Annotated in this window: 14 protein-coding genes and 1 pseudogene; 5 read left to right on the top strand and 10 right to left on the bottom strand. The window is 69.2% G+C overall.

The window, feature by feature from the left end; translation table 11 throughout:
* The 3 genes and pseudogenes from E1286_RS41715 to E1286_RS41705 form a co-directional block, all read right to left on the bottom strand.
* Positions 1 to 308 (bottom strand): annotated as a pseudogene (locus E1286_RS41715) (hypothetical protein); the annotation flags it as partial.
* Between the two features lie 98 nt (positions 309 to 406).
* A complete protein-coding gene (locus E1286_RS41710) occupies positions 407 to 1408 on the bottom strand; it encodes a hypothetical protein (protein WP_132622019.1) in 1002 nt (333 codons plus the stop codon).
* Positions 1409 to 1432: 24 nt separating this feature from the next.
* On the bottom strand, positions 1433 to 2116 hold the full coding sequence (locus E1286_RS41705) for a CAP domain-containing protein (RefSeq protein WP_132622017.1): 684 nt from the start codon (positions 2114 to 2116) through the stop codon (positions 1433 to 1435).
* A gap of 368 nt (positions 2117 to 2484) precedes the next feature.
* Between E1286_RS41705 and rplM the strand changes: the two genes are divergently transcribed.
* The 3 genes from rplM to glmM are packed head-to-tail and all read left to right on the top strand — an operon-like array spanning position 2485 to position 4824.
* Positions 2485 to 2928 carry a 50S ribosomal protein L13 gene (gene rplM / locus E1286_RS41700; protein ID WP_132622015.1) on the top strand — a complete coding sequence of 148 codons (444 nt, stop codon included), beginning with the start codon at positions 2485 to 2487 and terminating at the stop codon, positions 2926 to 2928.
* 26 nt (positions 2929 to 2954) lie between these two features.
* The gene (rpsI, locus tag E1286_RS41695; RefSeq protein ID WP_132622013.1) at positions 2955 to 3476 is read left to right on the top strand and encodes a 30S ribosomal protein S9; all 522 of its coding nucleotides are present in this window, start codon (positions 2955 to 2957) and stop codon (positions 3474 to 3476) included.
* 1 nt (position 3477) lies between these two features.
* Positions 3478 to 4824: a phosphoglucosamine mutase gene (gene glmM, locus E1286_RS41690; RefSeq protein WP_132622011.1), complete on the top strand. Its 1347-nt coding sequence runs from the start codon at positions 3478 to 3480 to the stop codon at positions 4822 to 4824.
* A 101-nt stretch (positions 4825 to 4925) separates the two neighbouring features.
* Here glmM and E1286_RS41685 read toward each other — a convergent pair whose 3' ends face one another.
* From E1286_RS41685 to coaA, 7 genes are all read right to left on the bottom strand, one after another.
* Positions 4926 to 6368, bottom strand: coding sequence for an AAA family ATPase (locus E1286_RS41685; protein WP_223190877.1), 1443 nt, complete (start codon positions 6366 to 6368; stop codon positions 4926 to 4928).
* 20 nt (positions 6369 to 6388) lie between these two features.
* Complete coding sequence (locus tag E1286_RS41680) at positions 6389 to 7105, bottom strand: ABC transporter permease subunit (protein WP_132622009.1); 717 nt, start codon at positions 7103 to 7105, stop codon at positions 6389 to 6391.
* Positions 7106 to 7142: 37 nt separating this feature from the next.
* Positions 7143 to 8060 carry an ABC transporter ATP-binding protein gene (locus E1286_RS41675; RefSeq protein WP_132622007.1) on the bottom strand — a complete coding sequence of 306 codons (918 nt, stop codon included), beginning with the start codon at positions 8058 to 8060 and terminating at the stop codon, positions 7143 to 7145.
* Positions 8057 to 8914: an ABC transporter permease subunit gene (locus E1286_RS41670; RefSeq protein WP_132622005.1), complete on the bottom strand. Its 858-nt coding sequence runs from the start codon at positions 8912 to 8914 to the stop codon at positions 8057 to 8059. Before E1286_RS41670 ends, E1286_RS41675 begins: the two co-directional genes overlap by 4 nt.
* The gene (locus E1286_RS41665; protein ID WP_132622003.1) at positions 8907 to 9818 is read right to left on the bottom strand and encodes an ABC transporter ATP-binding protein; all 912 of its coding nucleotides are present in this window, start codon (positions 9816 to 9818) and stop codon (positions 8907 to 8909) included. The genes E1286_RS41670 and E1286_RS41665 overlap by 8 nt, the downstream gene beginning before the upstream one ends.
* Before the next feature lie 40 nt (positions 9819 to 9858).
* On the bottom strand, positions 9859 to 10785 hold the full coding sequence (locus E1286_RS41660) for a DUF389 domain-containing protein (RefSeq protein WP_132622001.1): 927 nt from the start codon (positions 10783 to 10785) through the stop codon (positions 9859 to 9861).
* A gap of 169 nt (positions 10786 to 10954) precedes the next feature.
* Positions 10955 to 11857: a type I pantothenate kinase gene (gene coaA, locus E1286_RS41655; RefSeq protein WP_223190878.1), complete on the bottom strand. Its 903-nt coding sequence runs from the start codon at positions 11855 to 11857 to the stop codon at positions 10955 to 10957.
* Between the two features lie 148 nt (positions 11858 to 12005).
* On the opposite strand from coaA, the gene E1286_RS41650 reads away from it, so the two are divergent.
* Positions 12006 to 12356, top strand: coding sequence for a holo-ACP synthase (locus tag E1286_RS41650; RefSeq protein ID WP_132621997.1), 351 nt, complete (start codon positions 12006 to 12008; stop codon positions 12354 to 12356).
* 9 nt (positions 12357 to 12365) lie between these two features.
* On the top strand, positions 12366 to 12611 hold a 246-nt coding region (locus E1286_RS41645), incomplete at its 3' end, for an NAD(P)H-hydrate epimerase (RefSeq protein WP_281282846.1).

Here is a 12611-nt window from a genome sequence, read left to right as displayed (position 1 = left end):
GGGCTGGGGTAGGGCTGGTGGGATCTGGAGACGGGGGTGCCGCTGGGATCGGTGTCGGCGTAGGGCGTGGCTGCCGGGTCTGTGGCGGGGTCGGTGTGCCAGTCGTACGGGGTGGCGTCGGCGTCGGCCACCTCCCACGGCGGGGCGGCAGGGCGCGGCTCGGCCTCCGCCGCCCGGTGGGATGGAGGAAACGCCGGTGATACGTCTTGCCCGTCGGTCTGGCCGAAGCTCGGCGGTGGCGTCGCGGGTGCGGCCGAGCCGCCGGCCGCCCTGCGATCGTGCTCAGACCCGGGTTCCTGGCCACGCATAGCTGGAGCCTAGCGAGAGAGCGAGATCGTTAGGCCGGTATGGGTGTTCCCAGAAGCATCACCGGTCCCGTTTGGGGGCCTTGGTCACACAAAGCGACTCAGGTCAGCGGGCTTCCCGTCAGCGTCCGGTTGTCCAGGGCCTTGAAAACCGTGGTCTTGGTGATGTCGTCGATGGCCTCGCTGATGCGCTTGGAGCCCTTGGAGTCGGGCTTGGTGCCGTCCTTGTTCTGGAACCAGACGAGGACCGCGTAGTGGCCGTACGTCGAGACCTTGGCGCCGCCGCTGCCCGAGCCGAGGAACTTGGTGACGCTGTCCTTGCCGGCGAGCGGTTTGACGTAGTTTTCTGTGTCGCCGGACTTGGCGACCTTGCCGGCCAGCTTGCTCGACTGGAGGTTGGCCACGCCGACCGTGCCGATCACCTTGCCTTCCTTGTCACGGAAGCTGGCCCGGACGAACTGGGTGCACTTGGCGTCCTTGAGCGCCTTCTGGAGCTTGTCGCCCAGAGCGCCGTCGGTGCACTTCTTGTCCTTGCTGGTGATCGTCATCTCGTAGCCGCGGTCGGAGACGGAGAACTTCTTCTTCGTGCCGAAGAGCTCCTTGACCGTGATCGGCTCCGGGTCGGTCTTGCGGTCTTCGGCGAAGCCGTACTTGCCGGGCGGGACCGACGGCAGCGGCGCCGAGGTCTGGCGGACCGCGGTGGTCTCCTGGGCGGCGGGGGCGTCGGCGTTGAACATCATGGCCAGCCCGCCGCCGAACAGCCCGAGCACCGCCACTCCGCCGATCGCGAACCACAGCGGGGCGCGCGAGCGCGGCCCCTCGTCGTACGGGCTCCATCCGATCCGGCTCTGCGGGGCCGGCTCGGAGGCCTTACGGTTGCCGGACGCGATCGTGTCGGTCTCGCCGGCGAAATCGGTGGGGGGCTCGGCGGCGCGCTGCTTGCGGGAGCGACGGGACTTGCGGCCCTCCGGCGCGGGCTCCGGCTGTTCCTGCTGCTCCGGGGGAGGGCCGCCGGCGTTCCTGGGGGCTGGCGCCATCCCGTAGGGGGCGCCGCCGAACGGGGAGCCGCCCATGCCGTTTTCACGTTCCTCGGGAAAACCCATGCGGCGACATTACCGTGATGTACGTCAGCGGGTTCCGAAGTCTTGGGTCCACCACGGGCCTCCGGGGCCTGAGGCGACGCCCACGCCGATGGCCTTCAGGCCGCAGTTGAGGATGTTCCTGCGGTGGTCGGGGGTGTCCATCCAACCGCGTAGGGCCTCTTCTGGGCTGTTGTATCCGGCGCCGATGTTCTCCGCGGCGCCCCAGCCGTAGCCCGCGCGCTCCATCCGGACCCAGGGCGACGCGCCGTCGGGGGAGTTGTGCGAGAGCAGCCCCGTACGGGCCATCTCCACCGCGTGCGTACGGGCGGAGCGCATGAGACCGTCGTCCACCCGCAGCGGGCGGCAGCCGTGCCGGGACCTCGCGGCGTTGGTGAGCGAGACGACGCGCCTCGCCATGGTGGCGAGCACCCGCACGCCGCCGCTCCGCTCCGAGCGCAACACGGGGTCGTCGGGGGCGTTGAAGCCGGGAACCCGGTTCTCGGGGCTCTTGGACGCCTTGGGGACGGCGCGCCGGGGCCTGCTGGGCGTGGTCTGCCGGGGGATCATCTCGGCCTGCGGCCGGGCCTTGTCCGGGGGCGCGGAGCTGGTCGTGGCGGCCGCGGGCGGCACCGTTTCCTGGAGGTAGACGTGGCGGGCCGGCTCGGCCTCGTCGCTGAGGCGGCCGATCAGCACGCCGGTGAACAACACGGCCGTGAGGCAGGCCAGCACGCCCAGATGGCTCCGGCGCCGAGGGCCCCGCTGGGATGGCCGGGTGTGAGAGCTCTGCCACATACCGACGCCAACGATAGGGATGTCGGGTGATGGGAAAGAAGGGGGCCGAGGGAAACGAAATCGAACCGTTCTGCGATCAGGTAGAATCGTGCGAGGTTACCGGTCTTTTGACCAGCACGCCTTAGGGCAGGTAGCCTCACGTTCGTTGTGTGCATAGGTCCGCGTGACCAATGCGCGGCGCGTCCGGCGTCATCTCCCGTGCTGAGGAGACGGAAGGTCCGGGCCGTCGTGTGCCCGCACCGACCGACCATGTAGCTGTCGCATCCGACAGCGCCGAAGACGCGAGCATAAAGAAGGCTACGACCGTGCGCACGTACTCACCGAAGCCCGCCGACGTCCAGCGTCAGTGGTACGTCATCGACGCGACCGATGTCGTGCTGGGCCGGCTGGCCAGCCACGTCGCGACCCTGCTCCGCGGCAAGCACAAGCCGATCTTCGCCAACCACGTCGACACCGGTGACTTCGTCATCGTCATCAACGCGGACAAGATCGCGCTGACCGGCAACAAGCTTGAGCAGAAGAAGGCGTACCGCCACTCGGGCTACCCGGGCGGTCTGCGTTCCGTCTCGTACGGCGAGCTCATGGAGAAGCGGCCGGACAAGGCCGTCGAGAAGGCCGTCAAGGGCATGCTTCCGAAGAACTCCCTCGGCCGGAAGATGGCCAAGAAGCTGAAGGTCTACGCGGGTTCCGAGCACCCGCACCAGGCCCAGCAGCCGGTGCCGTTCCAGATCACCCAGATCGCCCAGTAGTAGTTCGAAAGATTCAGAGGAGAACCGTGGCTGAGCCCACCGGTGTCGAGACGCCCGTCGAGGCCGAGCTGGAGGAATTCTCCGGCGAGGACTTCCCGTCCGAGTACACCACCGAGTCCGCCGCCAGCGCTGACGCTCCCGTGCGCAAGCCCGTTACCACGGGCAACTCGTACGGTACCGGCCGCCGCAAGGAGGCGATCGCCCGCGTGCGCATCGTCCCTGGCACCGGCAAGTGGACGATCAACGGTCGTCCGCTGGACACCTACTTCCCGAACAAGGTTCACCAGCAGATCGTCAACGAGCCGTTCGTCGTGCTCGGCGCCGAGGAGGCGTTCGACGTCATCGCGCGCATCGACGGTGGCGGCGTGACCGGCCAGGCCGGTGCGCTGCGCATGGGCCTGTCCCGCGCGCTGTCCGTCCTGGACGTCGAGGTCAACCGCCCGCCGCTGAAGAAGGCCGGCTTCCTCACCCGTGACGCCCGCGCCACGGAGCGGAAGAAGTACGGCCTCAAGAAGGCCCGCAAGGCTCCGCAGTACAGCAAGCGCTAAATTGGGGCGCCTTTTCGGCACCGACGGGGTACGTGGGGTCGCGGGCCGCGACCTCACTGCGCAGCTCGCCATGGATCTGTCCGTGGCGGCCGCTCACGTCCTCGGCGATGCAGGCGCTTTCGCCGCCACCGGGCGTCGTCCGGTGGCGGTCGTGGGCCGGGACCCGCGTGCCTCGGGAGAGTTTCTCGAGGCCGCCGTGGTCGCCGGCCTTGCGGCGTCCGGCGTGGACGTGCTGCGCCTCGGCGTGCTGCCCACCCCGGCCGTCGCCCATCTGACCGCCGCGCTCGGCGCCGACCTCGGCGTGATGTTGTCGGCGTCGCACAACCCGGCGCCCGACAACGGCATCAAGTTCCTGGCGCGCGGCGGCTTCAAGCTGTCCGACGCCGTCGAGGACGAGATCGAGCGGCGGCTGGGCGAGGAGTGGAGCTTCCCGGTCGGTTCCGGCGTGGGCCGCGTACGCGACGCCTACGGTGAGGCCGACCGTTACATCTCCCACGTGCTGACCACGGTGGACGCCTCGCTCGACGGGCTGAACATCGTGGTCGACTGCGCCCACGGCGCCGCCCACATGGTGGCCCCGGAGGCGCTCCTGCGCGCGGGAGCCCGGGTCGAGGCCATCGGCGCCCGTCCCGACGGCCTCAACATCAACGCCGGTCACGGCTCGACGCACCTGGACAAACTCCAGCAGGTCGTCGTGTCGCGCGGGGCCGACCTGGGCGTGGCCTACGACGGCGACGCCGACCGCTGCCTGGCGGTCGACCACACGGGCGCGATCATCGACGGCGACCACATCATGGCGATCCTGGCCGCCGCCATGCACCGTGAGGGCCGGCTGACCAAGGACACCGTGGTCGCGACCGTGATGTCCAACCTGGGCTTCAAGCTGGCGATGCGCGACGCGGGCATCACCGTGGTGGAGACCGCGGTGGGCGACCGCTATGTGCTCGAACGGATGAAGTCCGACGGCTACAACCTGGGCGGCGAACAGTCGGGTCACGTCATCATGCTCGACCACGCCACCACGGGTGACGGCCTGCTCACCTCGCTCCACCTGCTGGGCGTGGTGGCCAAGTCGGGCGTGACACTGAAGGAGCTGGCCTCGGTGATGACACCGCTGCCGCAGATCCTGATCAACGTCAAGGACGTCGACAAGGGCAAGGCCTCGGTGCCCGAGCTCGTCGCCGCCGTCGCTGAGGCGGAGGCGGAGCTGGGCGAGACGGGTCGCGTCCTGATCCGGCCGAGCGGCACGGAGCCGATGATCCGGGTCATGGTCGAGGCCGCGTCGGAGGAACACGCCAACCAGGTGGCCGACCGCCTCGCCGACGTCGTCCGCAAGGCCTGCGTCTGAGTTTTGTTGAGATCGGGTACGACTCCGTGTCGTGCCCGATCTCTTTTATGCATGGGATCTGAGCTGGTCGTCCAGGGTCCAGATGGCCACCTCCACGCCGGTCACGCGGCTGCGGTAGAGCTCGCGTTCGGCGAGGATGCACAGATCGCCCAGACCGAGCTTGCGCATGGCGTGGTCGGACAGCGGGACGCCGGTTCCGGCGCCGTCGATGAGGGAGCGCAGGCGTCGAGCAGGTTGCAGAGGATCGTGGTGTCGACGAACTCCACTCGGTGGCTCACTGCTGATCGATCCCCATCAGCCGGTCGAACTCGGTGAAGTCGCGTTTCGGAGACCGTTCCAGGGCGCCCGAAGTCACGACAGAGCCGAGGTCGCCTTGGGCCATGAGACTCGGGTAACCCTCTATGTCGGGGAGCCTGGTCAGGCGGGACATCCCGGTGGCGCGATCTCTGGTGCTGACGATCACGGTCGTGATCTTCAGAGGCGAGCGCGGAGAGCAGGGCGGGGCTGTGCGTGGTGAAGATCACCTGTGCGCCGGTCGTTGCCTTCACCAGGTCGAGAAGCTGGGACGCCTGCGAGGGGTGGAGGCCGTTCTCAAGCTCTTCGATGACCAAGGTGGGCGACGTGAGGTGGCGGCGGCCCAAGTCGAGGTTCTGTCCCTGGCCGATCAACGTGGTGGCGACAGCCATGAAACGCAGGAGGCCGTCGCTCATCTCGCGTGCCGGTGTGATCGATGCGCCTTCGCGTAGCGCGAGCATGACGTCACCGAGATCTGATCGCACGAGTTCGATATCCGTGATCTCGTGCTCTACGAGCGATCTGGTGCGGCGTAGCAGCTCGTGGAACTCTGCCGGCGCGCTCTCGCACATCTCGGCGATCACGGCGGAGAGGTTCTCCGCCGTTCTGCGTATACGGGTGTCATGGCCGGGGACGTACTGGCGCATCAGGTGAGGGACTGGATCGAGGTGGAAGACGCCGCGGAGGGCCGTGAACACGTCGTCTGCGGCGTAGCTCAGCGTGAGGGCTGGGCGGTCCCCCTGAAGCTGCTCGCGGTTGATGAACTTCACCAAGGCGGGAAGGACGATCGCCGCTGACTCGCGGGCGACCTCTTCGATGGTGAGAATAAGGTCATTTCGCCCGCTTCGGGGGCTGTCGGCGCTTCCGTACCAGCCGGTCATGGCCTCTTTGACGATTTCCCGCTTGGGGCTGAGGCGGACGCGAACGTCGAAGTCGACGGCGGTGCAGTAGTCATCAGCCGCGCGGTCGGGGTTGATCACCGTGCAGCCGATCTCGAACTCGTCACCACCGTGCGGTGGGCAACCGGCTATCCCGCCCCGCAACGGTCCCTCGTCACCGCGCCTGCCGTCGAGCACGTCGACGACGTCGCCACCCTCCGCCAATCGGGACAACGCGTCCAAGGCGTCGAGCGCGTTTGATTTCCCGCTGCTGTTGCGGCCGACGAGTACGGTCACGTCGCCGATGGGCAGCACGGCGTCGCGGAAGGTCTTGAACTCGGTCAGCCGCAGCTCGGTCAGGCGCGCAGGCATAGGGCCAACATACAGGCGATCTACTCGTCGCCCGTGAGGGAGAAGGCGCGTAGGCGGTGGCCGGCCCACAGGACGGCGGCGACGGTGACGATCAGCAGGGCCGGTACGGCGAAGCTCAGGGAGACGTCGGCTTCGAAGAAGGCCGAGGTGGAGATCTGGTCGGCGATGGACTGGCCCCAGCGTTGGATCGAGTACGTACGGGCGCCCGCCAGGAGGTTGCCCACCAGGCTCTCCCACACCAGGGCGTAGATGATGCCGATCGTGACCGCGTGCCGGGTGACGACGCCGAGCAGGAGGAAGACGGCGGCGTACGCGATGCCGGCCGCCAGGGACCCCGCGGCGAAGCCGGCGGCGATGCGGTCCTCGTTGCCGACCAGGAGCCAGGCGGCGACGTACGTGGGCAGGGCCGCGAAGACGGCCAGCAGCGTGACCGCCACCACGAACTTCGTCAGGGCGATGACCGGGCGGGAGATCGGCTTGGACATCAGGTGGATGATCGTGCCGTCGTCGATCTCGGGGGCGATGACGCCGGTGCCCGCGATGAGGCCCAGCAGCGGCAGCATGGTGCCGATGGCGAAGCTCTGCATCAGGCCGACGGCCGTGGGCTGGTCGTTGCCGCCGAAGAAGCGCAGCAGCACGGCCAGGGCGATCAGGCCGAGGGGCAGCAGCAGGAGCAGGATGATCCGCCGCCTACCGAGCAGCGCTCGGTAGGTGATGCCGGCAACGACTGTGTTCATGCCTCACTCCGTTCGGCGGGCCCGGTCGCGTGCGGGTTCACGAACCGCTCCGGTTGATCAGGTACGAGAAGACGCTCTCCAGGTCCTCGTCGGCGGGGGAGACCTGGTGGAGGCGTACGCCCTCGTCGCGGGCGACCTGGGGCAGGAGCTTGGCGAAGCGGCGGAACTCGGTGGCCTGGACCTCCAGGCCGTCGGGGCGCAGCGTGATGCCGCCGGTCGACGGGTCGCGGACGAGGGCGGCGGCGAGCCGGCGGTCGTCGCTGGAGCGGATCATGAACAGGTGGGGCCTGTCGGTCATCAGCCGCCGGATCTCGCGGAAGTTGCCGGAGGCCGCGTGCCGGCCCGCGACCAGCACCTCGATGTGCTGGGCCACGCGTTCGACCTCCTCCAGGATGTGGGAGCTGAACAGGATCGTCTTGCCGGCGGTGCCCATGGCGCGGATGAGGTCCATCAGGTGCAGGCGCTGGCGCGGGTCCATGCCGTTGAACGGCTCGTCGAGCAGCAGCACCGCCGGGTCGTGGACGAGCGCCGCGGCGACCTTCACGCGCTGGCGCATGCCCTTGGAGTACGTCTCGACCCGCCGGTCTTTCGGCTCCTCCATCTCCACGGTGGCCAGGGCCTTGCGGGCGGCCTCCTCGGGGTTGCCCAGGCCGTGCAGGCGGGCGGCCGAGAGCACGAACTGCCAGCCGGTCAGGAAGCCGTACACGCCTTCCTTCTCCGGAACTAGGCCGATATTTCGGTAAATGCGGTGGTTCTTCCATACCGGGGCGCCGTCCAGCGCGACCGTGCCGCTCGACGGGGCCAGGAAGCCGGCCATCATGTGCAGCAGCGTCGACTTGCCCGCGCCGTTCGGCCCGAGCAGGCCGGTGACGCCGGGGCCGATGGTCATGGTGACGTCGTTGACCGCCACCACGTTGCCGTACCAGCGGGAGACCTGTGACAGCTCGACCTTCACCGGGCGGCCGCCTTCCTGTAGCGCAGCATGAGGGCGCCCAGGCCGATCCCGACCAGCGCCACGAGGAACACCGCCGAGGCCGGGCCGCTGGGGTAGCCGCCCTCGATGGAGTGCGGCGGCGTGCCGAACAACCACGACTGCACGGAGTCGACCAGCCAGAACGGGTTCAGCAGCCAGGCCCACGAGGCCGCCTCGTCGTGGCCGGTCGACTCCAGCGCGCCGTAGACCAGCGGGATGGACGCGAACGACAGCAGGTACACGGTGATCACCGAGGCGACCCCGAGCCCGCGCCGCGGCGTGAACGACGCCAGCGCCAGCCCGAACGCCGACAGCAGGAACGCCAGCGCCAGCGCCATGACGACGCTGCCGAAGAACTCCCCGGTGGCCGGCGGTCCCGGCATGTCGACGACCAGCTCGCCCAGGTACATCACCGTCAGCGGCACCGCCACCAGCGCGAACACCGCCACGGTCATCGCCGCGACCTTGGCGCCGACGTACGAGGCGATCGTGACCGGGCGTGACAGGTAGAGCGGCAGCACGCGGTGGCGCAGGTCGGGCGCGACGAGGGTCGGGGCCTGGGAGGCCAGGAAGATCGCCACCACGGCCTGCATGATGACCGCGTAGCCGCTGTACTGGATGACGCGCTGCTGGATGAGGGCCATCGTGGCGACGTTCACGATGGCGGGCAGCAGCATGATGGCGGCCAGCGAGAACGGCGTGAGCTTGCTGCGCGCCGGGCGGCCGAGGCCGAAGACGCCGCGCAGGCTGTGGACGGCCAGCGCCCGGGTGGCGTAGCCGCGGCCGAGCCGGGGACCGTCGTAGTGGCGGTAACCGATGTCGTAGATCTCAGACATGCGCCCTCACCTCCTCGCGGAAGACGTCCTCGATGCGGTGACGGTTCTGCTCCAGGCGGATGAGGCACAGGCCGAGGTCGGCCGCGGCGTCGCGCACAGCGTCGTACGTCTCGGGGCCGAGCACCTTGACCACCAGCATGCGGCCCTGCGGTGAGACGGCCTGCCCCTCGGCGGCCAGCCGGGCGGCCAGCTCGTCGAGGCCCTCGTCGACCTCGACCGTCACGGCCTGCGTGGCCTGGGTGAACTCGCCGATCGCCGAGGAACGCAGCAGCCGCCCGCCGTCGATGACGATCACGTGGTCGCAGATGCGCTCCAGCTCGCCGAGCAGGTGGGAGGTGACGAGCACGCTGATGCCGAACTCGGTGCCAATGCGCCTGACGAGCGTCAGCATCTCGTCGCGGCCGCGCGGGTCGAGGCCGTTGGTGGGCTCGTCCAAGAAGATCAGTTTGGGGTCGTGGACCAGGGCCTGGGCCAGCTTGACCCGTTGTTTCATGCCGGTGGAGTAGCCGCCGACTGGCCGGTAGCGCTCTTCGGCGAGGCCCACGTGGCGCAGCACGTCGGCGGCGCGCTCGCGGGCGGCGGTGCGCGGCAGGCCGGACATGCGGGCCAGGTGGACCACTAACTCGGTGGCGGAGACGTCGGGCGGCAGGCATTCGTGCTCGGGCATGTAGCCGACGAGCCGGCGGATCTCGGCGCCCCGGGAGGTGGCGTCGAGGCCGAGCACGTCGGCCCGGCCGCCGGTGGGCGGCAGCAGGCCGAGCAGGATCTTGATCAGGGTGGACTTGCCCGCGCCGTTCGCGCCGACCAGGCCGGTGACGCCGGGCCCCACGGTGACCGTGAGCTGATCGATCGCGGTGACGGTGGGGAAGCGTTTGGTCAGCCCCTCGGTGGCGAGGATGTGCATGTGCCGGACACTACCGGCAGGTCCGGGGCCGTGGCCTCGTTCATCCGGATGAACGGCGTCCTACTTGAGGCCAGAATCTGCGCTGGACCATGAGGGTGGCGGTGCCCGCGACGACCATGCCGAGGACGTTGACGGCCAGCTGCAGGGCCGAGAAGCCGACCTCCGACCATTCGCCCAGCGCCAGCGCGACCGCCGCGTAACCGGCGGCGGGCACCGTGGTGACCGAGATGAAGACGCCGATCAGGGCCGAGGACTTGCCCGCCGTGATCGACAGCACGCCCGCCGCGCCCGCGAGCAGCGCCACGATGAACGACCAGCGGTCGGGCTTGACGATGAACTGCATCTCCTGGTTGGTGGTGAGGTTGCCGGGGCCGATCCAGCCGAGCAGGGCGGAGACGAACGCGCAGGCGAACGTGATCGCGATGGCCACCGCGAACCCGACGAGGAGTGTCCTGAACGCGGTGCCGATCAGCGGCCACCTGCGGTGCAGCAGCCCGAAGCAGACGGCCGCGACCGCGCCGAACTCGGGCCCGAGGACCATCGCGCCGACGATCAGGATGGGGGAGTTCAGCAACACGGCGATGCCCGTGAGCTGGGTGGCGATGGCCAGGAAGGCGAGGTAGGCCCACGTGATGCGGGAGTCGGCGTAGACCTTCTGGGCGAGCTCCTGCCAGACCACCGCGTCGTCGGGCTCTCCCGGGGCCTCCTCGATCGCCCTGGTGGCGGCCCGCGATATCGTCAGGTCGACCTGCTCGACGGCGATCGAGCCCTCGGTCTCCAGCCAGCCGAGCCGCCCGAGCACCTCGTTGGCCGACTCTCTGGCCGCGTCGCACAGGACGAGGTCGCCTGCGGGCTCACGGGCCGCTCCGGGCAGGACGACGATGTTGGTGACGCCTGGGGCGTCCGCCAACACCGCCGTCGCCTCGCCGGTGCGCGCCGGGGGGACGATCAGTCGCAGATGCAGCACGCGGCCATTGTCGTCGATCGGACGTTGACGTGGTGTTGACCCGAATACGCGAGGCTCCCTCACATGATCAGGTTCACGTGCCACGACCACGGTGAGGAGTGCTGGTTCGCCGCCATCGACGACCAGGAGTGCCGGGGCAGGTTCGCCCGGTTCCTGGTCGAGGAGGCGTTCAGGTCTGGCGGAGCCGAACCTTGCGCACCGAGTGGTCGGCGCCCTTCTTGAGGACGAGGTCGGCGCGGCCCCTGGTGGGGGCGATGTTCTCGACGAGGTTGCGTTCGTTGATGTCGCGCCAGACGTTGACCGCGAACTTCGTGGCCTCGTCGTAGGACATGTCGGCGATGTGGCGGAAGTACGACTTCGGGTCCTCGAAGGCGGTGCGGCGGAGCTTGTGGAAACGTTCGACGTACCAGGTGCGGATGTCCTCGACCCTGGCGTCGACGTAGATGGAGAAGTCGAAGTAGTCGTTGACGGCGAGGGAGGTGGGCGGGGCGGGCTGGAGGACGTTGAGCCCTTCCAGAATGAGGATGTCCGGGTTTTTTACGACTTGAGCGGCGCCGGGGACGATGTCGTACTCAAGATGGCTGTAGACGGGCGCGCACGCTTCCGCGGCCCCCGCCTTGACCTCCGCCACGAACCTGACCAGCGCGCGCCGGTCGTAGCTCTCGGGGAAGCCCTTGCGGTGCATGATCTTCTTGGACTCGAGCACGGCGTTGGGGTAGAGGAAGCTGTCGGTGGTGACCAGCTCCACGTGCGGGTGTTCGGGCCAGCGAGCCAGAAGGGTGTGCAACAGCCGCGCCGTCGTCGACTTGCCGACCGCGACGCTGCCGGCCAGGCCCAGCACGTACGGCACGCGCCGCTCGGATTTGCCGAGGAACGCGCTCAGCACGCTGCTGCGCTGCTTGGACCCGGTGAAGTGCAGGTTGAGCAGCCGGGTCAGTGGGAGGTAGATGTCGGTGACTTCGGTGAGATCCATGGGGTCGTCGACACCGCGCAGCTCTTCCAGCTCGTCTGCGGTGAGAGTCAAGGGCGTGTTCTTGCGGAGCTCGCTCCACTGCTCCCTGCTCAGTTCCACGTAGCCGTTGTTCACCTTGGCAGCGTAGCGATGTGCGACAAACCGGATGTCGGTCGGGGTCCCGTTCGTCCACAGCCTGTGGACAAAGACATGGGATTACCGAGAACCAGTTCGGGGTAAAGGGCCGCCGCCTGAGTACGCTGAGACGATGATCCTCGGCATCGGCGTTGACGTCGTCGACATCGCCCGCTTCGAGACCGCGCTGGAGCGCACCCCGGGGCTCAGAGAGCGCCTGTTCACCGAGGCGGAGCGGCCGCTGCCGGTGCACTCGCTGGCCGCCAGGTTCGCCGCCAAGGAGGCCGTGGCCAAGGCGCTCGGCGCGCCCCGCGGCCTCGGGCACCGCGAGGCGGAGGTGTGCCGCGACGAGCTGGGCAGGCCAGAGCTGCGCGTGTCGGGCCGGGCCGCCGAGGTCGCCGACGAGCTGGGGGTCAAGCGCTGGCACGTCTCGCTCAGCCATGACGCGGGCGTCGCCGTGGCCTACGTGATCGCGGAGGGATAGCGTCGAATCATGCGTACCGCCTACACCGCCGACCAGATCCGCGGCGCCGAGCACACGCTCATGGCGCGGCTGCCGGAGGGCACGCTCATGCAGCGCGCCGCAGCCGGGCTCGCCGCCGTCTGCGCCGACCTGCTGGGCCACGTGTACGGCAGACGCGTCGTGCTCCTCGTCGGCAGCGGCGACAACGGCGGCGACGCGCTCTACGCCGGTCAGCGGCTGGCCCGGCGCGGGGCCCGGGTGGGCGCCGTCCTGGCC

Source organism: Nonomuraea terrae (assembly GCF_004348995.1).
GTDB classification, from domain to species: Bacteria; Actinomycetota; Actinomycetes; order Streptosporangiales; family Streptosporangiaceae; genus Nonomuraea; species Nonomuraea terrae.
The sequence above is the reverse complement of the archived record's forward strand: the minus strand, read 5'-3'. Positions and strand labels throughout refer to the sequence as shown.